Below are 23,971 nucleotides of genomic sequence, written 5' to 3'. Positions count from 1 at the left end.
TGCCGGAAGAGCCGCACCCGATTCCGGGTCAGGCTTGCGGCGCGGCCAGGGCGCCGCGCGCCTGCCGGACCATCGCCCGCTCGCCCGGCTCGGCGAACCCGTGCGAGGCGTAGAGCCCGTGCGCGTCGCGCGTGAACAGGACCCACCGGAAGTCGGCTCCGGGCCCGTGGTCGACCATGGTCTCGACGAGCCGGTGCCCCAGCCTGTGCCCGCGGTGCTCGGGAGCGACGAACACGTCGGCGAGGTAGGCGAAGCCGGCGCCGTCCGACACGGCTCGCGCGAAGCCGACCTGCGCGCCGTCGGCGGCGTAGGCACCGACGACCCGCCACGCCCCGGCGACCTGTGCCTCGACGTCGGCCCGGGTCCGCCACCGGCCGCAGTAGGCCTCGGTCGACAGGAACTCCCAGACGGCGCCGAGATCGAGGCGCGCGGGATCGTCGCTGAGCTTCCTAACCGTCGGCGGTGCCTGGGGGTGGGGGCGTCGTCACAGCCGCACGCCGAGCAGCGCGTCGACGGCGCGCGCGACGACCCCGGGGGCGCCCTCGTCCCAGCCGTCCTCGCTGTCGGCGCCCGGGGCGAGCGCCCGGTCGGCCCACGCGTCGACGGCGGCGAGCGCCCGGGGAGCGTCGAGGTCGTCCGCGACGGCGGCCCGAACGTCGGCGAGCGTAGCGTCCGCAGACGGACCCCCGTTGCCCGCGAGCGCCGCGCGCCACCGGTCGAGGCGGGCCTGGGCGCTCTCGAGGTCGTGGTCGGTCCACTCCCAGGGGGTGCGGTAGTGGTGCGCGAGGATCGCGAGCCGGATGGCCATCGGGTCGACGCCGGCGCGGCGCAGGGTGGAGACGAAGACGAGGTTCCCGCGGGACTTGCTCATCTTCTCGCCCTCGTAGGCGAGCAGGGCGGCGTGCAGGTTGACGCGGGCGGCGCGCCCGTCGGTGGGCACGGACTCCACGGCCGGAGCCTCTGCCGCGTCCTCGCCGGTGGCGTCGAAGACGGCGTCGGGCAGGACGCGCAGGTGCGAGCTGGACATCTCGTGGTGCGGGAACAGCAGGTCCACGCCGCCGCCCTGGACGTCGAACGCGGGACCGAGGCCGTGGGCGCCGATGAGGGCGCACTCGATGTGCCAGCCGGGGCGGCCGGTGCCGAGGTCGCCGCCGTCCCACGCGGGCTCCCCCGGGCGTTCACGGCGCCACAGGAGCGGGTCGAGGGCGTCGCGCTTCCCGGCCCGGTCGGGGTCGCCGCCTCGCTCGGCGAACAGCGCGAGCATCGCGTCCCGGTCCAGGCGGGAGACGGCCCCGAAGGCGTCGTCGACGGACAGGTCGGCGTACACGTCGCCGAGGTCGGGCCGGTCTCCCCCGGCCTCGTCCTCGAGCGGCACCCGGTACGCCGCGCCCGAGGCCACGAGCTCGCTCACGGCGCGGACGACGTCGGGCACGGACTCCACGGCGCCGACGTACACGTCGGGCGGGATGACGCCGAGGGCGGCCATGTCCTCCGCGAACAGAGCGGTCTGGGCGGCTGCCAGCTCACGCCAGTCGACGCCGGTCGCGGACGCGCGCTCGAGGAGCGGGTCGTCGACGTCGGTCACGTTGGACGCGTAGGTGACCTTCTTCCCGGCGTCGCGCCAGGCCCGCTGGAGCAGGTCGAACGCCACGTAGGTGGCGGCGTGACCGAGGTGGGTCGCATCGTAGGGCGTGATGCCGCACACGTACATGCGGGCGTGCGCCCCCGGGGCGGCCACGACGAGCTCACCGGTGCTGGAGTCGTGGACCCGGACCTCCGCCGGGCCGTCGGGGCCGGTGTCCGAGCGTGACGGGAGGGCGGGGATCTGCGGCGCGGGCCAGGAGTGCACGCGCCCAGTCTAGGTGGGTTCGCTCCGCGCCCCGGAGCCCGTCCAACCCCGGCGCAGGTGGACGGATGCCGACGTCAGACGGCGCCCGCGAGCTTCCCGACGGGCTCGAGCGCGCCGCTCAGCAGCAGCAGGACGACGACGACCGCGAGCCCGATCCGGTACACGACGAAGGGCTTGTAGGAGAACGTCGACACGATCTTGAGGAACCCGATGATGACGACGTAGCCGACGAGGAACGACACGATCGTCGCGACGAGCGTGGGGCCGAAGCCCGGGGCACCGGCCGTGGCGTCGCCGCCCACGGACTTGGCGAGCTCGAACAGCCCGGAACCGAGCACGGCGGGGATCGCGAGCAGGAACGAGTAGCGGGCGGCCGCCTCGCGCGTGAAGCCCATCAGGAGGCCGGCGGTGATCGTGCCGCCCGACCGGGAGACCCCGGGGATCAGCGCGAGGGCCTGGGCGAACCCGAACGCGGTCGCCCGCCGTGGGTTGAGCTCGTCGAGGGTGCGCTTGTGCTCGCCCCGCTTGTCGGCCCAGCCGAGGATGAGGCCGAACGCGGCGAGCGTGAACGCGATGAGCCACAGGTTGCGGAAGTGGGTCTCGATCGCGTCCTGGAACGCGAGGCCGAGGACGACGATCGGCAGCGACCCGAGCGCGATGTACCAGGCCATGCGGGCGTCGGGGTCGTGGGCGCCGAAGCGTGCCGCACGGTCGGCTCCCTGCTTGCCGGTGACGGCGTGCCACCACGCGATGCAGATCCGCTTGATGTCGCGGCGGAAGTACAGCAGCACCGCGGCCTCGGTGCCGATCTGGATCATCGCCGTGAAGGCCGCGCCGGGGTCACCTGCCCCGATCAGCTCGCCGACGATGCGCAGGTGCGCCGACGACGACACGGGCAGGTACTCGGTGAGGCCTTGCACGAGGCCCATCAGGATGGCTTGCCACATCGACACGGGGCGCCACGATACCCTGCCGCGCATGGAGCAACGCGTCGTCGGGCACAGCGGTCTGCGGGTCTCCGAGCTGGGGCTCGGGACCATGACCTGGGGGCGCGACACGGACGCGCTCGACGCCGCCGACCAGCTCCGCGACTTCGTCGACGCGGGCGGCACGCTCGTCGACACCGCGGCGTCCTACGGGGGCGGGGACGCGGAGCGGGTGCTGGGCTCGCTGCTCGACGGCCAGGTCGACCGCGCCGAGCTCGTGCTGTGCACCAAGGCGGGGCTGGTCCGCACGCGTGACGGGGCCCGTGCCGACACCTCGCGGCGCTCCCTGCTGGACGGTCTGGACGCGTCGCTCGCCCGCCTCGGGACGGACCACGTCGACCTGTTCCTCGTGCACACCCCCGACAGCTCGACGCCGCCGGCCGAGGTCGCGGACACGCTCCAGCAGGTCGTCGCCTCGGGGCGTGCGCGCTACGTGGGGCTGTCGAACCACCCGGCCTGGGCGTCGTCGTACCTCGCGGGGGCGCTCGCCCGGACGCAGGCGCCCGTGACCGCCCTGCAGCTCGAGTACTCGCTCGTGCAGCGGGGGGTCGAGCACGAGGCGCTGCCCGCCGCCCGCGCGCTCGGGCAGGGGGTGCTCGCCTGGTCCCCGCTCGGCCGGGGCGTCCTCACGGGCAAGTACCGGGGCGCCGTCCCGTCCGACTCGCGGGCGGCGTCGCCGCACCTGGGCGCGTTCGTGTCCCAGTACCTCGACGCGCGGGCCACGGGCGTGGTGGAGGCGGTCGCGACGGCCGCGGCCGGGCTCGGGCGCGAGCCCCTCGAGGTCGCGCTCGCGTGGCTGCTGGCCCGCGCCGGGGTCGCGTCGGCGATCGTGGGCGCGCGCACGCCCGGCCAGCTGCAGGCCTCGCTCGCAGCGCTCGACCTGGTGCTGCCCGCAGAGCTCTACGACGCCCTGGACGACGTCTCCGCACCGGAGGGCGGGTACCCCGAGCGCTGGGACGGCGCCCCGCCGCTCTGACTCGACCGACCATCCCGGCGCGGCACCGGGTGCGCGGTCAGTCCGCGCGGTACGCGGGCTCGTCGAAGTCGTGGTCCTCGTCCTCGTCGTCGAAGTCGTGCTCGTCGTCCTCGAGGTCGTGGTCGTCGTGGTGGTCGTCCTCGTCGTCGTCCTCGTCCTCGTCGTCCTCCACGAGGGCGAACGGCAGGACCTCGCCGTACGACTGCAGGACCGCCTCGTCGTACACCTCGAACGCGTCCGCGAGGACGTCGTACGCGTCGTCGACGGCGGGGTCGTCGTCGCTGCGGCGGGCCGCGACCGCGTTGTAGTGCGCCTCGAGCGCGGCGACGAGACGGTCCAGGGCGGCGCGCGGGTCAGCGGTCATATCCGAACGGTAGCGCCGGGCGGGGCACAATGGACAGTCAACTGGTCCCGCACCCGAGGAGGCCCCATGTCCCACCGGTCGCACCGCACGTCCGAGGCCCAGTACGAGTACCGGACGGTGCGCTTCGACCGGGGCACCAGTCGCGCCGACGCGCGGCGTGCCCTGACCGAGCAGGCGGAGTACGGCAGGTGGGAGCTGCACCGCACCGTGCTGTACGTGGGCGGCGAGCGCCGCGTCCAGCTCCGGCGCCGGATCATCCGCGTCCAGTCCACGCTCTGACCGCGCCCGTCACGTCTCCCGTGCCCGACGACGACGCCACCTTCCGCAAGGCGCGGTCCGGCGCCCCCACCGGGTTCTTCCGGTGCGAGGCGGCGGGGCTCGCCTGGCTGGACGAGGTCCGCCTGCCGCCCGCACCGGGCGAGCCGCACGGTCCCCGCGTCGTGGCCGTGCGGGACGTGGGCGAGGACCACCTCGACCTCGAGCGCATCGTCCCCGTCGCGGCGACGCGCGAGGCCGCGACCCGGCTGGGGCACGACCTCGCCGTCCTGCACGACGCCGGTGCACCCGCCTGGGGCAGCCCGCCACCGGGCTGGTCGGGCGACGCGTTCTTCGGGCCGCTCGACGACCCGCTCCCGCTGCCCACGGGAGCGAGGGGCACCTGGGCCGAGTTCTGGGGCGAGGCCCGGCTGCGGCCCGTGGCGGCCCAGGGGCTCGAGCGTGGGGCGCTCACCCGCGCCGACGCGGACGCGCTGCACCGGCTCGCCGACCAGGCCGCCCGCTGGGAGACGGGCGACCGGCCTGCGCGGGTCCACGGCGACCTCTGGTCGGGCAACGTGATGTGGACGGCGACCGGCCGGGGCGACGAGCCTGCCGACGTCGAGGCCGTGCTCATCGACCCCGCCGCGCACGGCGGGCACCGCGAGGCCGACCTCGCGATGCTGGCCCTGTTCGGCGCGCCGCACCTCGACGCGCTGCTCGCCGCCTACGACGCCGCCCACCCCCTGGGACGGGGCTGGCGCCACCGCGTCGTCGTGCACCAGGTGTACCCGGTCGCGGTGCACGCCGTGCTGTTCGGCGGCGGGTACGTCACGCAGCTGCGCCGGATGCTCGACGCGCTGCTCGGGTGAGGGGCGCCGACCCGCTCAGCAGGTCGCGAGGAACCGGTCGAGCACGCGCACCCCGAAGCGCAGCGCGTCGAGCGGCACGCGCTCGTCCACGCCGTGGAACATGCCCGCGAAGTCGAGGTCCGCGGGCAGGCGCAGCGGCGCGAACCCGTAGCCGGTGATCCCGAGCCGGGAGAGCGACTTGTTGTCCGTGCCGCCCGAGAGCGTGTACGGCAGGACGGACGCCCCCGGGTCCTCCGCGAGCAGCGCCGCCGACATCGCGTCGACGAGGCCGCCCGAGAACGGCACCTCGAGCGCGACGTCGCGGTGGGTGGTCTCGAACCGGACGCCCTCGCCCGCGAGCGCCCGGAGCTGGGCCTCGGCCTCGGCCTCGTGCCCGGGCAGGAACCGCGCGTCGACGGTCGCGGACGCGCTGCCGGGGACCACGTTGGCCTTGTACCCGGCGTCGAGCTGCGTGGGGTTGGCGGTGTGCCGGACGGTCGCGCCGACGAACGCGGCGGCCGGGCCGAGGGCCGCGACGAGGCGGTCGACGGCGTCGGGGTCGTGAGGGTCGTACGGGAGGCCGGTGAGGTCAGCGACGCCCCTCAGGAGCGCGTCGACGGTCGGGGTGAGGCGTAGCGGCCACCGGTGGGCGCCGATCCGGGCGACGGCGCCGGCGAGCCGGGTCACGGCGTTGTCGAGGTTGACCTGGGACCCGTGGCCCGCCTTGCCGTCGGCGACGAGCCGCAGCCACCACAGGCCCTTCTCGGCGGTCTGCAGGAGGTAGGCGCGGTGCCCGTCGACGTCGACGCTGTACCCGCCGACCTCGCTCACGGCCTCGGTGGCGCCCTCGAAGAGCTCGGGGCGACGGTCGACCGCCCACTGGGCGCCCTGGACGCCGCCGGCCTCCTCGTCGGCGAAGAAGGCGACGACGAGGTCGCGGGCCGGCTTGCGGCCGTCACGGATCATCCGGCGCAGGACGGCGAGGATCATCGCGTCCATGTCCTTCATGTCGACGGCGCCGCGCCCCCAGAGCATGCCGTCGCGCTCCTCGCCGGCGAACGGGTCGACGCTCCAGTCGTCGGCGCGCGCGGGCACGACGTCGAGGTGGCCGTGCACGACGAGGGCGGGCCGGCTGCGGTCCGCGCCCTCGACGCGGGTCACGACGCTCGTGCGGCCGGGGGCGGACTCGAAGACGTCGACGTCGAGCCCCACCTCGGACAGGAGCGCCGCGACGTGCTCCGCGGCGGCGCGCTCGCCCGGCCCCGAGTCGTCGCCGTAGTTCGACGTGTCGATCCGCAGGAGGTCGCGGCAGATCTCGACGACCTCGTCCTCGGCCGAGGGGAAGGTTGCGGGACGGGCGGCGTGGCTCGGCGTGACGGTCATGGGGTCACGCTACCCGCGCGCCGCACGACTCCCCGCCCGCGTGGGTCCGGCGTCGCAGGGCGGGGAGGCCGTGACGGCCGAGGCTCTCAGGCAAGGCCGCGACGTGCGAGCAGCGGGGCGATCTCGGGCTCGCGCCCGCGCAGCTCGCGGAACGCGTCCATGGGGTCGGTACCGCCGCCGCGCGCGAGGAGGGTGCGCCGGAACCGGTCGCCGTTCGTGCGCTCCAGGCCACCGTTCTCCCGGAACCACTCGACGGTGTCGGCGTCGAGGACCTCCGACCAGATGTACGAGTAGTAGCCGGCCGCGTAGCCGCCCCCGAACACGTGGTTGAAGTACGTGGAGCGGTAGCGGGGCGGGACCGGCGCGTAGTCGACGCCGGCCGCGCCGAGCGCCCGCTCCTCGAACGTGGCGACGTCCGCAGGGTCGGTCGGGACGTCGTCGGGCGCGAGGCGGTGCCACGCCTGGTCGAGGAGCGCCGCCGCGAGGTACTCGGTCGTCGCGAAGCCCTCGCCCCACTGCCGGGTCGCGAGGAGCGTGTCGACCCACGCGGAGGGCATGGGCTCGCCGGTGACGTGGTGCACGGCGTAGGAGCGCAGGATCTCGGGCTCCCACGCCCACATCTCGTTGACCTGCGAGGGGTACTCGACGAAGTCGCGCGGAACCTCGGTGCCCGAGCGGGACGGGTAGCGCACGTCGGAGAACAGGCCGTGCAGCGCGTGCCCGAACTCGTGGAACAGCGTGATCACGTTGTCCCACTCGAGCAGCGTCGGGCTCCCGGCGGGCGGCTTGGGGAGGTTGAGGTTGTTGACGACGACGGGGCGCTGGTCCAGCAGGTGGTTCTGGTCGACCAGGTTGTTCATCCAGGCGCCGCCACGCTTGGACGCGCGGGTCCAGTAGTCGGCGAGGAACAGGCCGATCCCCTCGCCGGGGACGCCGGGCCCGCCGCCCGGGCCGGCGGTCGCCTCGTCGAAGACCTCGAAGACACGCACGTCCGGGTGGTAGCCCACGAGGTCGTCGCGTTCGGCGAACGTCAGCCCGTACAGCCGGCGGGCGGCCTCGAACACGCCGTCCCGCAGGACGCGCTCGAGCTCCAGGTAGGGCCGCAGCGCGGAGGCATCGAGGTCGTGGCGGGCCGTGCGGAGCCGGTCGGACAGGTACGCCCAGTCGCCCGCGGCGACGGGCGACCCGGTCGTCGGCAGACCGGCCTGCGCCGCGTACGTCGCAAGGTCGTCGCCCTCGCGGCGTGCGTTCGCGACGGCGGCCGGGGCGAGCCGTTCGAGGACGTCGGCGACGGCCTCACCCGTTCCCGCGGTACCGTCCGCGGCCACGTAGTCGGCGTAGTGCGCGTACCCGAGCAGTCGTGCCTTCTCGGCACGCAGGTGCGCGATCTCGACGAGGATGCCTCGCGTGTCGTGCTCGCCGCCCGCTCCCCGGGCCTCCGCAGCCGCCTGGACGCGCGCACGCACGTCGGCGTCGTCGAGGGTCGCGACGACCGCCTGCTGCGTCGGGAGCTGGAGCTCGAGCAGCCACGGCCCGTGCTCGTCGTCGCCCGGGTGACCCCCGTCACGCGCGGCCTGCGCTGCGGCGGCCACGGCGTCGTCGGGCAGGCCGGCGAGGTCGGACCGGTCCGTGACGAGGACGGCGGCCGCGTTCGACGCGGCGAGCAGCGTGCGCCCGAAGGCGGCCTCGAGCGACGTCAGGCGGGTGTTGAGCTCGCGCAGCCGGGCCTGGGCGGCGTCGTCGAGCGCGACCCCGGCCCGGGTGAACCGGTCGAGCGTCTTGCGCAGCAGCCAGGCCTGCTCGTCGTCCAGGTCGACCTCGCCCGCCGCGGCGCGGTCCGCGAGCGCCACGAAGCGTGCGTACAGGTCCCGGTCCATGAAGACGGCATCCTCGTGGGCGGCGAGCTCGGGGGCGAGCTCGGCCTCGATCGCCTCGAGCTCGGGGGTGGCGTCGGCGCTCAGGGTGCTGAAGAAGACGGTCGCGGCGCGGCGCAGGAGCTGGCCGGTGCGCTCGAACGCGTCAAGGACGTTCCCGGGGGTCGGCGGCTCGCTGCTCGTGGCGATCGCTCGCACGTCGTCGAGCTGCTCCGCCATGCCCGCGCGGGCGGCGGGCAGGTAGTGCTCGGCGCGGACCGCACCGAAGTCGGGAAGCTCGTAGGGCAGGGGCGACGGCGCGGCGAACGGGTTGGCGGTGTCGAGAGGCATGCGCCCATCGTCACACGCGCGGTGCGCTCAGCGGACCGGCTCGGCGTCGGGCGGCGGCTCGACCGCTTCCTCGGGCTCGTCCGGCTCCATCGGCGGGTCGGGGGTGTGCAGGCGCGAGTAGACGGACCAGGTCACGGCGACGAGCGGGACAGCGATGATCGCACCGAGCAGCCCACCGATGAGGGTGCCCGCCGTGACGCTGCACGCGACGACGACGGGGTGCAGGGAGACCTGCCGGCCCATCACGAGCGGCTGCAGGACGTGGCCCTCGAGCTGCCCGATCAGCGCGATCCCGACGCCCACGAGGACCGCCGACCACACGCCGTGGGTCGCGAGCGCCACGATCATGGCGACGACCATGGCCAGCGGCGCCCCGATGAGCGGGATGAACGCGCCGATGAACACGAGGACCGCGAGCGGCGCCGCGAGGGGGACCCGCAGGATCGTGAGCCAGATGCCGGCGAGGATGGCGTCCGTGAGCGCGATGATGACGGTCCCGCGCGCGTAGCCGGAGAAGGTGTACCAGCCGGCGCCCCCCGCCGCCATGAGCGGCTCGCGGCTCCCGGCGGGCATCTGGTTGAGGAACCACGTCCACATCTCGGTGCCGCGGGCCAGGAAGAAGATGGTGCAGAAGATCGCGAGCGCGAGGCAGGTGAAGACCTCGGCGACGGACCCGGCCTGCGAGAACGCGGTGCTCGCGATGTCGCCGGAGTGCTGGGTGAGCCAGTCGCGCCCCTTCTCCACCCACTCGTTGAGGTCGCTGAGCTTGAGGTGCAGGTTGAAAGGACTGCCGTTGAGGAAGTCGAGGATCTGCTGGAGCCCGGCGTTGAACTGCTTGGCCAGGTCGTTCCACTGGCCCGCGACGGACGCGACGACGTAGGTCAGCAGACCCCCGACGACGGCGATGGCGGCGAGCAGCGTGAGCAGGACGGCGAGCCAGCGCCACACCACGCGCTCGAGGGTCTTCACGACCGGGCGCAGCACGGACGTGAAGACGCACGCGATGAAGAGCGCGATGAACAGGAGCCGGACCTGGCTCGTGGCCCAGAACACCAGAGCGACGGCGACGATGAGCAGCAGCAGGCGCCAGATCCAGCCGGCCGTGGTGCGGAGCCAGAGCGGGACCGGTTCGGGCGCTACGCCGACGACGCTCGGGTTGCGCCGCCCGCCGGCCACCTTCCGGGCCGCGGGGCTCACCGCCACCGACGGCTTGGACCCGGGCGACGGCGCGCCCGTCGTCCCCTGGTCCCCCACGGCACCGTTCGTCATCTGACCACCCTCCGTCGTCGGAGGTCCCAGTCTGCCGTCCCGCAGGGGTGAATGCAGCGACACGCTGGGAAGACGACGAAGGCCCCGACCGTTCCCGGTCGGGGCCTTCGTCGTCGCTGTCTCAACGAGTGTCCGGAGGGGGACTTGAACCCCCACGCCCGATAAAGGGCACTAGCACCTCAAGCTAGCGCGTCTGCCATTCCGCCACCCGGACAGGTGACACACCCGTGGATCCGCCCCGGTTCTCACCGGCGCTTCCCCTCGGGGCGCGGGTAGAAACATAGCACGAAGCGCGGGCGTCCTCCGAACGCCGGACGGACGCGGCGGGAGGCCGTCCCGCCGCGTCAGCCCTGACCGATGAGGTCCCAGACCATGCGCTGCAGCGCGCTCGCGTCCCGGGGCGGGTGCGGCTCGAACAACAGGCGCATCCCGGCCTCCTCGGGGGTCCGGTCGGCCTTGCGGTTGTTGCACGGCGCGCAGCACGCGACCAGGTTCGTCCACGTGTTGAGCCCGCCCCGCGACTGCGGGACGACGTGGTCGATGGTCGTCCCTCGCCCTCCGCAGTAGGCGCAGGTGTGCTTGTCGCGGGCGAGGACCTGGCTGCGGCTCGCAGTCTCCGTGGTGGCCTGCACGTCGTACGGGACGAGGACGTAGTGGCGCAGTGCGACGATCGTCGGCCACGGGAGCGTCAGGTGGCGTGAGTGCACGAACCGGTCGGGCGCGGCCTGGACGACGTCGACCTGCTCGTTCACGAGGAGCGTCAGGGCGCGCGGCGTCTCGACGAAGCACAGCACCTCGTACGACGCGTTGAGGAGCAGGGTGCTCGACCGCACGAGCCGGTCCGCACCCCCGAGGTGCCGGGCGGCGGCAGCCAGGGCGTGGGTCGTCGTCGCGCGGGCCGCCGTGCTGCGTGTCATGGTCACCTCCCCGGTCCGCGACGCGGGCGCAACGGCCCGCGCTTCCGAGTATGGGCCGGTTCCCGCCTCCACGACGAGGACATTCCCGTACGACGACGCACGTGTCGCCCGATCGTCGCGTCCCGTTCGGCGCCGGTTCACCCCCGGGCGGGTGGTCAGGTGAGCCGCTCGCCCGCCTCGACGGGCGTCGTCGTCCGGTTGCCGGCGGGGGCGAGCGGGCACACCCAGCGCGGGTCGTAGCGGCAGGAGGGGTGGTAGGCGAAGTTGAGGTCGACGACGAGCGTGCCGTGGGCGCCGCCGCCCAGGTCCGCGCCCTTCGCGGTGTCCAGGAGGTAGCGCCCTCCCCCGTACGAGCCCGATCCCGCGGTGCCGTCGCGCAGCGGGAGGAACAGCCCGCCGCCGTACTGGGCGAGCCACCACACATCCAGGCTGCCCACGCCGGGGACCTCGACGCGGCCGACGCGTTCGAGCGTCGTCGTCCCGTCGTCGCCCGTGCCGAGCGTGAGCGAGGCGGGCTCGACGGGGACCACCTGGAGCTCGAACCTCAGCGCCGGGTCGTACACCCAGTACGGCAGGCCCGACGTACGAAGCGGGTCGCCCGGCGGCAACGGGCTCTGCGGGTGCTCGGCGAAGAGCCGGTCGCGCCCCTCGCGCCAGTCCGCGTGCGCGGCCGCCGGGTCGTCCGCCGCCCGGGTCCGCACGCGTGCGTACAGCTCCGCGACGCGCCGCCGCCAGTCCGTCAGCTCGAGGTACCCGGTCACCCGCCCACCCTCGCACGGACGAACGCGCGGCCGCACGGCCACCGCGACCCGTCAGCGCGCCGCCGCGAGCGCCCCGAGCGTGGCGTCGTCGGCGACGAAGCCGTCGGCGTCGAGGACGGTTCCCCCGAGCCCGTCGCGCAGGACGCGCGCCGTCCGCACGAGCCAGGGCACCGCGCGCCGGAGCGACATCAGGTCGAGCGAGCCCGGGTCGTCCTCGGGGTTCGGGGAGAGCCAGGTCACCGTGCAGACGTGCGGGCCCACGCGGCGCCAGTCGACGGTCCTCAGCGCCGGCGGCATCGCAGCCTCCGCCCAGCCGGGCATCACGACGACGGCGCCGTCGTAGTCGAGGTCCTGGCGCAGCGCGTCCGGGGCGTCGGTGGTGGCCGCGGTGGTCCGGACGGGCCGCGCGGACGGCAGGGCGGTGCGCAGGAGGGCGGCGACGTCGGCGAGCCCGGCGGGGCTCGGGGCGTACGTCGTGAGCCGGACGAGCGCGTCGTCCGGCCGGGGCACCCGGACCTGGCCCGCGGCGACGACGGCACCCCCGTCATGACGCGCCGCCGCGGTGGCCCATGCGACGGCGGTCGGGTCGTCGGGCAGGCGATAGGTGTCGACGTCGGGCCGCAGCCCGGCGTGCGCCACGGCCGCCGCGGCCGCGGGACCGCCGGGTGCGAGCGGTCCGTCGACCACGACCCCGGCCGTGAGCTCGAGACGCGCGGCGACGACGGGCGCCTCGGTGCGCGCGCCGCGGAACCGTGCGCCGGTCGCGACCACGGGCAGGGCCTCGGCGCGCGCGGCGTCCGGGCTCAGGAGCCAGCGAGCGTCCTCGTACCAGGCCCGGGCGGCGGCGAGGGTGTCGGTCCCCGCGGGCAGCACGAGGTGCGGGGCGTGCGGGCCGGCGAGGCGGGCGGTGGGCGGGAAGTCGACGGTCCGGGGCAGCGTCATGGCGTGACGCTAGGCCGCGCGTGCTGCGACGGTGTGTCGGACGTGCTACGCCGGTGTGACGACGCGTGACATCAGAGGGATCAGGCGATTTGGTCCGGTCGGTCCCGGGATGGTCGAATCCTCACCATGATGGGTGGGCATCACGCCGCGAGCGGCGCGGCCGCGTGGGTCGCGGTCACGGCGACGGCACCGTTCGCGTTCGGCTGGTACCCCGTCTCGCACGTGGGCGTCGCGACCGGGGCGGTCGTGTGCGCGGGGGCCGCCCTCCTGCCCGACGCCGACCACCACGACGGCACGATCGCGAACTCCCTGCCGCCCGTCTCGCACTGGGTGTGCCGCGGCGTCGGGGCGATCTCCGGGGGGCACCGGCACGGCACGCACTCGATCCTCGGGATCGCCGTGTTCACGGGGCTCGCCTGGTTGCTGGGTCACTGGCGGACGCCGGTCGAGGGGTTCGGTGTCGTGGACGTCGGTGCCGGCGTGCTGGCCGTGCTGTTGGCTTCCTACGCGCTCAAGGCCCTCCGCCTGGTTCGCGGGAAGATCCTGCCGTGGCTCGGGGCGCTGACCCTCGCGACCCTGGTCGCGTTCTTCTCCCCGACCGAGTGGACGTGGCTGCCCCTCGCCGTCGGGATCGGGTGCGCGGTGCACGTCGTCGGCGACATTCTCACCACGGGCGGGGTCCCGCTGCTGTGGCCGTACCGGCACCGACCGCCGCGCTGGTGGGCCGGCACCAACGTGCTCAACGACGTCTGGAAGCGCGGCGGCAACGTCGCCCTGCCGATCCTCGGCGACGCGGGCTCGTGGCGCGAGTGGGTCCTCCTCGTGCCCGTCAGCGCGTACGCGGTGCTCGGGGTCGGGTGGGCGCTGCTCGAGCAGATGGGCATGGACACCGCCGACGCGTACGCGCGCGTCGCCGCGGTCGTGGGGAGCTGAGCGCCCCCCGAGCCGCCGTACGGTGGTGCCGCGAGGTCGGAGGAAGGAACCGTTCCCATGCCCGAGGGCGCTCGACCGTCGGCGCAGCTCCACGCCGACCTCTTCGTGTCGGTGGACGGCTTCGCCGGCGGCGAGGGCCTGCCCGCGTACTTCGGGTACCCCGGCCCGGGCCTGGAGCGGTGGATCCGAGCGGAGCAGGCGGTCGACGTGACCTGGTCCCGGAGGTCTCCCGGCTCAAGCGTGCCGGCGGTCACCGCCTGCGTACCTGGGGCAGCCTGTCGCTGGTGACGCAGCTGCTCGCGGCCGGGCTCGTCGACCGGTTGCGACTCGTGCGGTTCCCCCTGGTCGCCGGCGAGGCCGGCCGACAGCCGGCGTTCGCGACGATGGCCTCGTGCGACCTGGAGCTCGTCCACCACGAGGTGCTGGACGACCGGCTGCTCCTCGAGGAGTACCACCCCACGGGACGCGACATCCCGCGTGCTCTCCCGGGCTGAACGCAGCCGCAAGACCGGAAAAGGGCTGGTGCCGGTCGCAGGTGCCGTGGGAGGTTGCTCCCGACGGCGCCCACCGACAGCGCCGCACCGAGGACCGAGGAGGTGCGTCATGGCCCACGTCTCGGCGCGCACCCGAGCGCGCACCCGACCCCTCCCTCACCGGAGCACCGCGAGCTGACGCCCGGGCTCCGTCTGCCCCAGGAGCCTCACCGTGTCGTACCCCGACCACCTTCGTCCGTCCTCGACCTCCACCGATTCCGCCTCCGAGCGTCCCCGGCGCGCCTCGCGGCGCGACCGCTGGGACGACTCCCCCGCGCCGACTCGCCGCGGCTCTCGCCGTGACGCCGTCGCCCGCCAGGAGCTCGAGGGTGACGCCCGCGAGGGCTTCGCCCCCCGCCTCCCCGTCGACGGCGCCCGGTCCGCCGCCCATCCCGGCCTCCTTCTCGACGACCTCGGCCCCGACCGGCGCTGGTCCACCTGGCGCGCCGTCGCGAAGGGCTCGCGCGGCCCCGACCCCGTCCCGTCGTGGGTCGTCACCGCCGACGCCGCGATCGACACCGAGCTCGGCGTCCTCAAGACCGGCAAGGAGGCCGACGTGTTCCTCCTGCGCCGTGCCGTGCCCGACGACACGCCGGCCGCCCACCTCGCGGGGGCCGCGTCGTCGTGCCTGCTCGCAGCCAAGCGGTATCGCACCCTCGAGCACCGGGCGTTCCGCCGCGACAGCGTCTACACCGAGGACCGCCGCGTCCGTCGCACCCGCGACCAGCGCGCCCTCGACCGCAGGTCCGCCTACGGCCGGCTCGTCGCCCAGGGCGAGTGGGCGGCAGCCGAGTTCGCCGCGCTCGGGGAGCTGTGGTCCGCGGGCGTCCCCGTCCCCTACCCCGTGCAGGTCGACGGGACGGAGGTGCTCATGGAGTTCGTCGCTGCGCCGGACAGCGGCCGCGACGACGCTCCTGCCGCCGCGCCCCGGCTCGCGCAGAGCCGGCCGGACCGCGACCTGCTCGGGCACTACTGGGACCAGGTCGAGGAGGCCATGACCGCGTTCGCCCGGCTCGGGTACGCGCACGGCGACCTGTCCCCGTACAACGTGCTCGCCGACGGCGACCGGCTCGTCGTCATCGACGTGCCGCAGATCGTCGACCTCGCGGCGAACCCGTTCGGCACCGACCTGCTGCACCGCGACTGCCGGACGATGACCGCCTGGTTCTCCGCGCGCGGGCTCGACGTCGACGCGGACGAGCTGCTGGCGCGCCTGCTCGCCTCCGCGTGGTGACGCGCTAGCGTTCCGAGCGTGACGCAGCACGGCCCCGCGACGCCGGTCGCGCCCGGCCCGCCCGACCGGGGTCTCGGGGCGCGGCTCGTGCTGCTCGCGCGGTTCGTCGCCGACGGCGACCCGCGCGCACTCGAGTCGGGGGCGAGGCGGCTCGGGTCGTCCCGCCGGTGGCTCCTTCCCCTCGCGTGGGCGGCCGGGACGCTCGTGCTGCTGCTCCGCGGGATCCGGCTGCTCGTCCTCAACTGGCGGCTGACCGTCGTGCAGCTCGTCCCGGCCGTGTGGGTCTGGCTCGTCATGTGGGACCTCAAGCACCACACGCTGCGCGGGGCGCCGTTCCGGGACCTGCACGTCCAAGGCGTCCTCACGCTCACCGCGCTCTGCGTCGCCGCGAGCGTCGCCGCCCTGTGGTGCAACACCGTGTTCGCCTACGCGATCGACGCCGAGCCGCCCCGGATCGCCCCGGCCGCGCGTCGTGCGAACAAGGCGATCGGTCGGATCGTGTCGACGGGGGTGGTCGTCGGCCTGGTGCTCGGCGCAGCGGCGTTTGTGGTGCCGCGCGCGGGGTCTGTGCTGCTCTACCTCGTGACGCTCGGCGTCGCCCTCGCGGTCATGCTCGGCCTGTTCGTGGCCGTGCCGGCCCGGATCATCGGCGCCACCAGGCGACGGCTGCCCCCGCGGGAGGCCGTCGGGTCGTGGGCGGCAGCCGGTGCGCTCAGCGCGGTCGCGATGACCCCGGGCTTCGTGCTCGACCGCGTCGGGCTGATCCTCCTGGGGGTCGAGGGCCTGCACCTGCTCGGCCTGGTCATGCTGTCGGTGGGCACGGCGCTGTACGCGGCGGGGATGTCGTCGGTGCGGGCGGTCAAGCTCACGGTCAAGCTCGGTGACCGTCACGGTGACGACCCCGCCGCGGAGCCCCGCACGACGGAGCGACCCCTCGGCTGACGACGGCGGGTCAGTGGAAGTCCCGGGACCGCGACGGCACCTTCAGCGAGAGCGGGGCGAGGTGCTCGGCGAGCAGGTTCGTCGCGTCGTCGGCGCGCTCGACCTTGCCACGCACGACGAGCGCGGCCGCGGTCCGGGCGACCTTCTGGAACCGGCGCCACAGCCCCTGCGTGCAGATCACGTTGAGGATGCCGGTCTCGTCCTCGAGCGACAGGAACGTCACGCCCGCCGCGGTGCTGGGCCGTTGCCGGTGCGTGACGACGCCCGCGACCGCGACGCGCCGGTCACGCTCGTGCACGAGCACGTCCGCGACCCGCAGGACGCCCTGGGCGGCGAGGCCGGCGCGCACGAACTCGGTCGGGTAGCTGTCCACCGACACGCTCGTGGCCCACACGTCCGCGACGGCCGTCTCGACGGCGCTCATGCCGGGCAGCGTCGGCGCCTCGACCCCGGCGGACACCCCGGGCAGCCGGTCCGGTCCCTCCTGGGAGAGCGCGCCCGCCGCCCACAGCGCCTCGCGCCGCGTCACGCCGAAGCAGCCGAGCGCCCCGCCGGTCGCGAGCGCCTCGAGCTGGGCGGTGGTCAGCCGGACCCGCCGGGCGAGGTCGCGCAGATCGCCGAACGGGCCGTGCGCGGTGCGCTCGTCCACGATCCGCTGGGCGACGTCCGTACCGACGCCGCGCACCTGGGCGAGCCCCAGCCGGACCGCGAACGGGTGGCCGGAGAAGTCGAAGGGTGAGTCCTCACCCTCGACCTCCACCTGAGGGTCAGCGCCCTCACCCTCGACCTCAGGTCGAGCCTTCGGCTCGATCACCGCCTGCACCCCCGATGCGAGCACGTCCGGGCGGTGCACGACCAGGCCGTGCCTCCGCGCGTCGGCGACGAGGGACTGCGGGGAGTAGAAGCCCATCGGCTGCGCCGCGAGCAGGCCGGCGTAGAACGCCGCGGGCCGGTGGGCCTTCATCCACGAGCTCGCGTACACGAGGTAGGCGAAGGAGTACGCGTGCGACTCGGGGAAGCCGAAGTCCGCGAACGCCTTGAGCTTGTCGTAGACCTCCTCGGCCGCCGCGCCCGTGATCCCGTTGCGGGCCATGCCCGTGAGCAGGCGGTCGCGCAGCTCCTCCATGCGCTCCATCGAGCGCTTCGAGCCCATCGCCCGGCGCAGCCGGTCGGCCTCGGCGGGCGTGAAGTCCGCGACGTCGATCGCCATCTGCATGAGCTGCTCCTGGAACAGGGGCACGCCCAGCGTGCGGCCGAGCGACTTCTCGAGCTTGGGGTGCAGGAACGTCACCGGCTTCCGCTTCCGCGCCCGGTCGATGTACGGGTGCACGGACTGCCCCTGGATCGGGCCGGGGCGGATCAGCGCGACCTCGACGACGATGTCGTAGAACCGCCGTGGCCGCAGGCGCGGGAGCGTGGCCATCTGCGCGCGCGACTCGACCTGGAACACGCCCACCGTGTCGGCGGCGCACAGCAGGTCGTAGACGCGCGGGTCCTCCTGCGGCAGGCCGTGCAGGGTCAGCGCCTCGCCCGTGTGCGCGCGGACCTGCTCGAACATGATCCGCAGCGCCGTGAGCATCCCGAGGCCGAGCAGGTCGAACTTCACCAGACCGGCGTCGGCACAGTCCTCCTTGTCCCACTGCAGGACCGTGCGGCCCTCCATGCGCGCCCACTCGACCGGGCACACCTCGATGACCGGGCGGTCGCACATCACCATGCCGCCCGAATGGATGCCCAGGTGCCGGGGCAGGCGGAGCATGCGCTCCGCGAGGTCCAGGACGGGGTCGGGGATGCCGGACAGGTCGTCGACCGTGACCCGGGGCGTGCGGTCCCGGCTCCCCCACGGCGTCTCCACGATCTGCCGGTTCCGCAGGCTCCCCCAGCGCTCGATCGACGTGCTCCAGGCGTCCTGCTGCCCGACGTCGTACCCGAGCGCCCGGGCGGCGTCCCGCACCGCCGACCGCGGCCGGTAGGAGATGACGTTCGCGACCTGGGCGGCGTGCCGCCGGTCGAACTTCTCGTAGACGTGCTGGATGACCTCCTCGCGCCGCTCCGACTCGATGTCGACGTCGATGTCGGGCGGCCCGTCACGCTCGGGGGCGAGGAAGCGCTCGAACAGCAGGCCGTGCTGCACGGCGTCGACCGCGGTCACCCCGAGCGCGTAGCAGACGGCGCTGTTGGCCGCCGACCCCCGGCCCTGCGCGAGGATCCCCTGCTCGGCGCAGAACGTCACGATGTCGTAGACGACGAGGAAGTAGCCGGGGAAGCCGAGCTGCTCGATGATGCCGAGCTCGTGCTCGATCATCGCGTACGCGCCCGGGACCCGTTCGGCGTCCGGCGGCCCGTACCGGTCCTCCGCCCCGACCCGCACGAGCTCGCGCAGCCAGCTCGCCTCGTCGTGTCCCGGCGGCACCGGGTACGGCGGGAGCTGCGGGGCGAGCAGGTCGAGGTCGAACGCGCACTCGGCCGCGAGCGCCGCGGCGGTGGGGACGGCGTCCGGGCGGTCGCGGTGCAGCGCGAGCATCTCGGCGGCCGAGCGCAGGTGCGCGACGGGGGCGGCGGGCAGCCAGCCGTCGAGGTCGTCGAGCGACGAGCGGGCGCGGACGGCCGCGAGCGCCCCGGCGAGGTCGGCGTCGGCGGGGGTCGCGTAGTGCACGCCGCCCGTCGCGACGAGCGGCAGACCGGCCTGGTCCGCCAGGGCCGCCAACGCGTCACAGACGACGTCGTCGTAGGGGTGCCCCGTCCGGGTCACCTCGACGGCGACGGCGCCGCGCCCGAAGGCGTCCGCGAGCCGGGCGAGCTCGGCCCGCGCGTCGTCGTAGGCCGCGGCCGTCACGACGCCGGGGGTGCCCCCGCGGGACCAGTCCCGGGTGAGGGCGGAGCGGACCGTGCCCTTGCGGCAGCCCGTGAGGACCAGCCACTCGCCGCCCGACCGGTCGGCGAGGTCCCCGAGCCGGTAGGTCGCAGCACCCTTGACCCCGGCCTCGAGGTGGCCCTCGGCGATCGCCGCGGACAGGTTGCGGTAGCCCTGCGGGCTGCGCGCGAGGACGAGCAGGTGCGTGGCCCGGGGGTCGGGGACGCCGGTGGGCGCGTCGAGGACGCCCGTGGACGGGTTGGCGTGCGGGTCGAGCAGACCCGTGGACCGGGCGGCGGCCTGGACGGGCAGGTGCAGCTCGGCCCCGAACACGGTGGGCAGGCTCACCCGCCGGGCGGCCTCGGCGAACTTCACGACCCCGTACAGACCGTCGTGGTCGGTGAGCGCGAGCCCCGCGAGACCGAGGCGGTGCGCCTCGCCGACGAGCTCGGCGGGCTGGTTCGCGCCGTCGAGGAAGCTGTAGGCCGAGTGGGTGTGCAGCTCGGCGTACTCAGTCATACAGGGCCTCCAGCCGCCAGGAGGTCGTGCCCCCGTCGCTCGCGCCGGCCGGCGCTCCCGCTCCCGCGTCCGCGGTCGGCGTCCCGGCGAGGAGCGCGGCCCGGCCGTCGTCGAGCACGACCTGCAGCCAGGCGCCGCGTCGTGCCGTGGGAGACCACCAGCGCTCGTCGAGCACCCACGGTCCCGCCCACTGGTGGACGGCGTGCTCGCGGCGTTCGACCGGCCGTCCCCGCGCGGAGGTGGCGGCGGGCCGGACGAGGAACGCGGGCGGCGCGTCGAGCCCTCCGCGCGCATCCACGCCCACCGGCTCCCGGCGGGGGTCGAGCAGGACGACGGCGACGGGTTCGGCGAGCACGCTCGCGGGCGACGGCGCGGGCAGCGCACCGGGCCAGGGCCGGTCGGCGGGGCGGGCGGGGGGCGCGGCGTCGCCCCACGGCGCGACCTGGACGCGTTCGCGCGCGTCGCGGCCGCCCTGGAGGCGCACCCCGAGCACCTGCTCCCCGCCGAGCAGGCCCTGGACGCGTTCGAGCGCACGACGGGCGCGGGCGTCCTGCCCGCTCGACGCACCCCACAGCCCGCCCTGGTGGGCACCGGCGCGCACGACCTCCTCGGCCGTGAGCCCGAGGAAGACGATCGGCGCGGGACGATCGCCCCTGCCCAGCGCCGCGGACGTGAGCCACCCCTCGAGCTGCCAGCGCACCCGGTCGGTCAGGCGCGCGGCGGACAGCCCGCCGATCGCCTCGTCGTCGCAGCGCCAGGCGCGCACGAGCTCGGTCGGGGTGCCGTCCACCGGGTCGACCGCTCGGGCCTCGATGCGCAGGCGCCCGCACGTGACCCCGCGCCGGACCAGCAGCTCGTAGAGCTCCTCGGCGAGCGACCGGGCGACGAACGCCGCCGTGTCGACGCGCTCGGCGGGCGGGTCGAGCTCGCGGCCGACCGCGAGGTCCGGCTCGATCCGGCGCCGCGCGGCCGGACGCAGGTCCTCGCCCCGGGCGAGCCGGTGCGCCCAGGTGCCGAGCACCCCGAACCGGGTCTCGACGTCGGGCGCAGGCAGGGCGCGCAGGTCGGCGAAGGTCCGCAGGCCGAGCCTCCCCCACAGGTCGACGAGGTCGGCGACGTCGGCCGCGGAGCCGGGCACGGTCGCCGCGTGCCGGAGGTCCCCGAGGGGACGCGGGTCGGTGAACGCACGGGCCTCCCCCCGGGGCACGACCCGCTGCTCGCGGGCCGCGAGGACGGCCGCGAGGATGCCGTCGGCGACCCCCACGTGGCACTCGTGCCCGGTGCGCTGCGCGACGGCGCCCGCGAGCGCCTCCGCGAGACCCACCTCCGACCCGTGGTAGCGCGCCGGCCCGTCGGCGGGCAGCAGGAGCAGGCCGGGCCGGGCGACCTCGAGACCCGCGACGACGGTCTCCGCGGCCGCGGCGACGGGCTCGAACTCGCGCACGTCGCGGACGTCGTCGGCGGCGAGGAGGACGAGCTCGGGGCACGCCTGCTGGGCCTGGCGGCGGCGCATCCCGCGGCGCACGCCCTGGGCGCGGGCGAGCGCCGACGCGGCGAGGATGCCGTGGTGGTCGTGCACGGCCGCGGGACGGTCGGGGGTCAGCCCGGCCGCGGTCAGCGCGGCGAGGACGGGCCAGTCGGGCACCCAGACGACGGCGGTCCGGGCAGCGGCGTCGGCCGCATCGGTCGTCACGCCGCTCACCCCACGAGCCGCAGGTCGGGGCGGCCGGGGCGGTGGTGCGCGGGCCGGGGGTCCGCAGCCGGTGGCTCCTGCGCCGTCGGGCCGGGCGCCGCGTCGCGGAACGACGCCGTCGCCCGGGACCCCAGCGGGAGCTCGACCTCGAAGCGGCCCGGGGTGCACCCGGCGCGTCCGGTCCGCTCGACGGCGACACGCTGGCGGCGCAGCCAGCCCGCCCCGGCGCTCGCCCCGGACCAGCCCTCGGGGGCGGCATCGAGCACGACGTGGGCGCCGGGCCACGCGGCGGTCGCCACGAGCACGGTCCCCCGCTCGCGGGCGCGGGCCTGGAGGCGGCGGCGGTCCCCGTCGACGAGCGCCGCCCCGGGCCCCACGACCACGACGTCCATGCCGTCGAGGAGCGCCGCGACGGCCAGGGGGGCGTCCAGGCCCGGGTCCGGCACGAGGGCCAGGCGGTCCAGGTCGATCCCGGCCTCGGCCGCGGCCACGAGCCCGAGGGCGGGCAGCCCGACGACAGCGGCCCACGCGCCCTCCGCGGACGCCCGGGCGAGCAGCGCGAGCAGCAGGGACCGGGAGCCGGTCACGGCGACCGTGCGCCCCCGGCGCAGGACCCCGCCGGGCAGCAGGTGCCGGACCTCCGCCGCGACGGGAAGGTCGGAGCCGGACGCGACGGGCCCGGACACGGCGGTCTCGGACACGGCAGGCACAGACACGGCAGACACGGCAGGCACAGACACGGCAGGCACAGACACGGCAGGCACAGACACGGCAGGCACAGACACGGCAGGCACAGACACGGCAGGCACAGACACGGCAGGCACAGACACGGCAGGCACAGACACGGCAGGCACAGACACGGCAGGCACAGACACGGCAGGCACAGACACGGCAGGCACAGACACGGCAGGCACAGACACGGCAGGCACAGACGTGACGGTCTCGGGGGCCGCCTGCGGCTCCGCCCAGGTGCGCACCCAGTCCCGCTCGGCGGCGGCGTGCCGCACGCCGGTACGCTGCTCGGCGTTCGCCAGGACGGCCCGTGCCAGAGCGGCACGATCGACGGCGGCACGATCAACGGCGGCACGATCAACGACCTGGGCGGCCGCCGGGCCGAAGGCGTCGACGAGGGTCATCGCGCCTCCTGGTGGTGCTAGCGGTGCTGGTGGTACAGCTCGAAGAGATGGTTTCGAACACCTGTTCGAACACCACCAGTCAACGCCCTCGCCCGGGGTGCCGTCAACCGGAGGCCACCGCGGAGGGATGCCCCGGGTGCGATCCGCCCGCCGTGTCCCACAATGGGGCTCATGGACCTCACGCGACCCGTCCCGCCCGACCCCTACTCGCTGCTCCCGCAGGTCCCGTCGTTCACGCTGACGAGCACGGACCTCACCGAGGGCGACCCGATCGACCCGCGCTTCACCGTGGACGGCGAGAACCTGTCCCCCGCGCTCGCCTGGTCCGGGTTCCCCGAAGGCACCCGGTCCTTCGTGGTGAACCTGTTCGACCCCGACGCGCCCACGCCCGCGGGCTACTGGCACTGGACGCTCGTCGACGTGCCCGCGTCCGTGACGTCGCTCGCCACGGGCGCCGCGACGACGACCGGGCCGGCCTCGCTGCTCGCCCTTCCGGACGGCGCGTTCCAGGCGAAGAGCGACGGCGGGACCGACGGCTACGAGGGCGCCGGCCCGCCGCCCGGCGACCGACCGCACCGGTACGTGTTCGCCGTCCACGCACTCGACGTCGAGCACCTGGGCGTCGACGCCGGCACGAGCGCGACCGCGGTGGCGTTCAACACGCTCTTCCACACGCTCGCGCGCGCGACCCTGACCGTGACGTACGCCCGCCCGGCGGCGGACGCGTGAACGAGGCCGCACCTGCGCCGTCGGGCACGAGCAGACCGGGGAGCGTGACGCCGTCGGCGCTGCAGGTGGGCACGCTCGACTGGGAGCCCGCGCTCGCCCACCCGGACCTCGTCGCACCCTCGGTCCACGCGGCGCTCGTGCGCTGGGCCGAGCGGGTGCCCGAGGTCGCCGAGCTGGTGGTGTGCGCCGAGATCGACCCGGCCGACGCGGACACCGACGCGATGACGGCGGCGTACGAGATCCCGTTCGAGCTGTCCGCGAACTGCGTGCTCGTGGCCGGACGACGCGCGGGCGAGGAGCGTGTCGCCGCCGCCGTCGTGCGGGCGACCACCCGGGCGGACGTGAACGGGCGCGTCAAGGCGCTGCTCGACGTCCGCAAGGCGTCGTTCCTGCCGATGGAGCGCGCGGTCGCCGAGTCGGGCATGGAGTACGGGGGCATCACACCGATCGGCCTCCCGGACGCCTGGCGCGTGCTGCTCGACCCGCTGGCCGTGGCCGAGGGCTCGGTCGCCTGCATCGGCTCCGGGGTACGACGCTCGAAGCTCGTGCTGCCCGGAGCCCTGCTCGCAACCCTGCCGGGGGTCGAGGTCACCCCGGGGCTCGCCCTGCCGCGGGCCTCGTGACGACGCCGCCCGCTGCCC

24 protein-coding genes and 1 tRNA gene are annotated in these 23,971 nt (G+C 75.2%); 11 read left to right on the top strand and 14 right to left on the bottom strand.

The annotated features are described in order from the left end of the window. Window positions 1-28 precede the first annotated feature (28 nt). From KDY119_RS08310 to KDY119_RS08300, 3 genes are all read right to left on the bottom strand, one after another. Window positions 29-397, bottom strand: a complete 369-nt coding sequence (locus tag KDY119_RS08310) for a GNAT family N-acetyltransferase (RefSeq protein ID WP_051136566.1) — start codon at window positions 395-397, stop codon at window positions 29-31. 87 nt (window positions 398-484) lie between these two features. Next, the gene (gene mshC / locus KDY119_RS08305) at window positions 485-1,849 is read right to left on the bottom strand and encodes a cysteine--1-D-myo-inosityl 2-amino-2-deoxy-alpha-D-glucopyranoside ligase (protein ID WP_153022185.1); all 1,365 of its coding nucleotides are present in this window, start codon (window positions 1,847-1,849) and stop codon (window positions 485-487) included. A 74-nt stretch (window positions 1,850-1,923) separates the two neighbouring features. Beyond that, a complete protein-coding gene (locus KDY119_RS08300) occupies window positions 1,924-2,802 on the bottom strand; it encodes an undecaprenyl-diphosphate phosphatase (protein ID WP_036950386.1) in 879 nt (292 codons plus the stop codon). A gap of 25 nt (window positions 2,803-2,827) precedes the next feature. Between KDY119_RS08300 and KDY119_RS08295 the strand changes: the two genes are divergently transcribed. Beyond that, on the top strand, window positions 2,828-3,811 hold the full coding sequence (locus KDY119_RS08295) for an aldo/keto reductase (RefSeq protein WP_153022184.1): 984 nt from the start codon (window positions 2,828-2,830) through the stop codon (window positions 3,809-3,811). A gap of 37 nt (window positions 3,812-3,848) precedes the next feature. On the opposite strand, the gene KDY119_RS08290 is transcribed toward KDY119_RS08295, so the two are convergent. Next, on the bottom strand, window positions 3,849-4,175 hold the full coding sequence (locus KDY119_RS08290; protein WP_036950388.1) for a hypothetical protein: 327 nt from the start codon (window positions 4,173-4,175) through the stop codon (window positions 3,849-3,851). A gap of 66 nt (window positions 4,176-4,241) precedes the next feature. Here KDY119_RS08290 and KDY119_RS08285 point away from each other — a divergent pair, with 66 nt between their 5' ends. Continuing rightward, on the top strand, window positions 4,242-4,454 hold the full coding sequence (locus KDY119_RS08285) for a DUF5703 family protein (protein WP_036950390.1): 213 nt from the start codon (window positions 4,242-4,244) through the stop codon (window positions 4,452-4,454). Window positions 4,455-4,474: 20 nt separating this feature from the next. After that, window positions 4,475-5,302 (top strand): fructosamine kinase family protein, encoded by an 828-nt coding sequence (locus KDY119_RS08280; RefSeq protein WP_153022183.1) that lies wholly within the window; start codon window positions 4,475-4,477, stop codon window positions 5,300-5,302. A 15-nt stretch (window positions 5,303-5,317) separates the two neighbouring features. Here the strand turns inward: KDY119_RS08280 and KDY119_RS08275 are convergent, their stop codons facing one another. The 7 genes from KDY119_RS08275 to KDY119_RS08245 form a co-directional block, all read right to left on the bottom strand. Then, window positions 5,318-6,664 (bottom strand): M20/M25/M40 family metallo-hydrolase, encoded by a 1,347-nt coding sequence (locus KDY119_RS08275; RefSeq protein ID WP_036950392.1) that lies wholly within the window; start codon window positions 6,662-6,664, stop codon window positions 5,318-5,320. 86 nt (window positions 6,665-6,750) lie between these two features. Beyond that, the gene (locus tag KDY119_RS08270) at window positions 6,751-8,868 is read right to left on the bottom strand and encodes a M3 family metallopeptidase (RefSeq protein ID WP_036950394.1); all 2,118 of its coding nucleotides are present in this window, start codon (window positions 8,866-8,868) and stop codon (window positions 6,751-6,753) included. Between the two features lie 27 nt (window positions 8,869-8,895). Continuing rightward, the gene (locus tag KDY119_RS08265) at window positions 8,896-10,137 is read right to left on the bottom strand and encodes an AI-2E family transporter (protein ID WP_051136567.1); all 1,242 of its coding nucleotides are present in this window, start codon (window positions 10,135-10,137) and stop codon (window positions 8,896-8,898) included. A 129-nt stretch (window positions 10,138-10,266) separates the two neighbouring features. After that, window positions 10,267-10,351 (bottom strand) — tRNA-Leu (locus tag KDY119_RS08260). Window positions 10,352-10,481: 130 nt separating this feature from the next. Continuing rightward, a complete protein-coding gene (locus KDY119_RS08255; RefSeq protein ID WP_083890849.1) occupies window positions 10,482-11,054 on the bottom strand; it encodes an HNH endonuclease in 573 nt (190 codons plus the stop codon). 155 nt (window positions 11,055-11,209) lie between these two features. Continuing rightward, window positions 11,210-11,815 (bottom strand): DUF1684 domain-containing protein, encoded by a 606-nt coding sequence (locus KDY119_RS08250; RefSeq protein WP_036950396.1) that lies wholly within the window; start codon window positions 11,813-11,815, stop codon window positions 11,210-11,212. A gap of 51 nt (window positions 11,816-11,866) precedes the next feature. Then, complete coding sequence (locus KDY119_RS08245; protein ID WP_153022182.1) at window positions 11,867-12,757, bottom strand: hypothetical protein; 891 nt, start codon at window positions 12,755-12,757, stop codon at window positions 11,867-11,869. Window positions 12,758-12,883: 126 nt separating this feature from the next. Here KDY119_RS08245 and KDY119_RS08240 point away from each other — a divergent pair, with 126 nt between their 5' ends. From KDY119_RS08240 to KDY119_RS08225, 5 genes are all read left to right on the top strand, one after another. Continuing rightward, complete coding sequence (locus KDY119_RS08240) at window positions 12,884-13,690, top strand: metal-dependent hydrolase (RefSeq protein ID WP_036950400.1); 807 nt, start codon at window positions 12,884-12,886, stop codon at window positions 13,688-13,690. A 57-nt stretch (window positions 13,691-13,747) separates the two neighbouring features. After that, on the top strand, window positions 13,748-13,978 hold the full coding sequence (locus KDY119_RS18855; RefSeq protein WP_051136568.1) for a hypothetical protein: 231 nt from the start codon (window positions 13,748-13,750) through the stop codon (window positions 13,976-13,978). Further along, window positions 13,870-14,184, top strand: a complete 315-nt coding sequence (locus KDY119_RS18850) for a dihydrofolate reductase family protein (RefSeq protein ID WP_194174384.1) — start codon at window positions 13,870-13,872, stop codon at window positions 14,182-14,184. The genes KDY119_RS18855 and KDY119_RS18850 overlap by 109 nt, the downstream gene beginning before the upstream one ends. 211 nt (window positions 14,185-14,395) lie before the next feature. Further along, window positions 14,396-15,457, top strand: a complete 1,062-nt coding sequence (locus tag KDY119_RS08230) for a serine protein kinase RIO (RefSeq protein WP_083890851.1) — start codon at window positions 14,396-14,398, stop codon at window positions 15,455-15,457. Between the two features lie 18 nt (window positions 15,458-15,475). Next, window positions 15,476-16,399 carry a hypothetical protein gene (locus KDY119_RS08225; protein ID WP_036950402.1) on the top strand — a complete coding sequence of 308 codons (924 nt, stop codon included), beginning with the start codon at window positions 15,476-15,478 and terminating at the stop codon, window positions 16,397-16,399. Window positions 16,400-16,409: 10 nt separating this feature from the next. Here KDY119_RS08225 and KDY119_RS08220 read toward each other — a convergent pair whose 3' ends face one another. From KDY119_RS08220 to KDY119_RS08210, 3 genes are read right to left on the bottom strand one after another with little or no spacing between them, the layout of a single operon-like run. After that, window positions 16,410-19,772 carry an error-prone DNA polymerase gene (locus tag KDY119_RS08220; RefSeq protein WP_153022181.1) on the bottom strand — a complete coding sequence of 1,121 codons (3,363 nt, stop codon included), beginning with the start codon at window positions 19,770-19,772 and terminating at the stop codon, window positions 16,410-16,412. Then, entirely contained in the window at window positions 19,765-21,465 is a 1,701-nt protein-coding gene (locus KDY119_RS08215; RefSeq protein WP_153022707.1) for a Y-family DNA polymerase, read from the bottom strand. The genes KDY119_RS08220 and KDY119_RS08215 overlap by 8 nt, the downstream gene beginning before the upstream one ends. A 5-nt stretch (window positions 21,466-21,470) precedes the next feature. Continuing rightward, on the bottom strand, window positions 21,471-22,181 hold the full coding sequence (locus KDY119_RS08210) for a hypothetical protein (protein WP_227994576.1): 711 nt from the start codon (window positions 22,179-22,181) through the stop codon (window positions 21,471-21,473). A gap of 282 nt (window positions 22,182-22,463) precedes the next feature. Here KDY119_RS08210 and KDY119_RS08205 point away from each other — a divergent pair, with 282 nt between their 5' ends. The 3 genes from KDY119_RS08205 to KDY119_RS08195 all read left to right on the top strand — a co-directional run bounded on the left by KDY119_RS08205 (window position 22,464) and on the right by KDY119_RS08195 (window position 23,953). Next, on the top strand, window positions 22,464-22,622 hold the full coding sequence (locus KDY119_RS08205; RefSeq protein WP_153022179.1) for a hypothetical protein: 159 nt from the start codon (window positions 22,464-22,466) through the stop codon (window positions 22,620-22,622). A gap of 150 nt (window positions 22,623-22,772) precedes the next feature. Further along, a complete protein-coding gene (locus tag KDY119_RS08200; RefSeq protein ID WP_036951089.1) occupies window positions 22,773-23,330 on the top strand; it encodes a YbhB/YbcL family Raf kinase inhibitor-like protein in 558 nt (185 codons plus the stop codon). Between the two features lie 44 nt (window positions 23,331-23,374). Beyond that, window positions 23,375-23,953, top strand: a complete 579-nt coding sequence (locus tag KDY119_RS08195; RefSeq protein WP_036950409.1) for a YbaK/EbsC family protein — start codon at window positions 23,375-23,377, stop codon at window positions 23,951-23,953. Window positions 23,954-23,971 lie beyond the last annotated feature (18 nt).

This window comes from Luteimicrobium xylanilyticum (assembly GCF_009429125.1).
In the GTDB taxonomy this organism is placed as follows: Bacteria; Actinomycetota; Actinomycetes; order Actinomycetales; family Cellulomonadaceae; genus Luteimicrobium; species Luteimicrobium xylanilyticum.
The sequence above is the reverse complement of the archived record's forward strand: the minus strand, read 5'-3'. Positions and strand labels throughout refer to the sequence as shown.

Coding starts and splice junctions, on each gene's coding strand:
- KDY119_RS08240 (WP_036950400.1), top strand. CDS start 12,884: ATGATGGGTGGGCATCACGCCGCGAGCGGCGCGGCCGCGTGGGTCGCG.
- KDY119_RS08245 (WP_153022182.1), bottom strand. CDS start 12,757: ATGACGCTGCCCCGGACCGTCGACTTCCCGCCCACCGCCCGCCTCGCC.
- KDY119_RS18855 (WP_051136568.1), top strand. CDS start 13,748: ATGCCCGAGGGCGCTCGACCGTCGGCGCAGCTCCACGCCGACCTCTTC.
- KDY119_RS08220 (WP_153022181.1), bottom strand. CDS start 19,772: ATGACTGAGTACGCCGAGCTGCACACCCACTCGGCCTACAGCTTCCTC.
- KDY119_RS08265 (WP_051136567.1), bottom strand. CDS start 10,137: ATGACGAACGGTGCCGTGGGGGACCAGGGGACGACGGGCGCGCCGTCG.
- KDY119_RS08270 (WP_036950394.1), bottom strand. CDS start 8,868: ATGCCTCTCGACACCGCCAACCCGTTCGCCGCGCCGTCGCCCCTGCCC.
- KDY119_RS08255 (WP_083890849.1), bottom strand. CDS start 11,054: ATGACACGCAGCACGGCGGCCCGCGCGACGACGACCCACGCCCTGGCT.
- KDY119_RS08200 (WP_036951089.1), top strand. CDS start 22,773: ATGGACCTCACGCGACCCGTCCCGCCCGACCCCTACTCGCTGCTCCCG.
- KDY119_RS08275 (WP_036950392.1), bottom strand. CDS start 6,664: ATGACCGTCACGCCGAGCCACGCCGCCCGTCCCGCAACCTTCCCCTCG.
- KDY119_RS08290 (WP_036950388.1), bottom strand. CDS start 4,175: ATGACCGCTGACCCGCGCGCCGCCCTGGACCGTCTCGTCGCCGCGCTC.
- KDY119_RS08285 (WP_036950390.1), top strand. CDS start 4,242: ATGTCCCACCGGTCGCACCGCACGTCCGAGGCCCAGTACGAGTACCGG.
- KDY119_RS08295 (WP_153022184.1), top strand. CDS start 2,828: ATGGAGCAACGCGTCGTCGGGCACAGCGGTCTGCGGGTCTCCGAGCTG.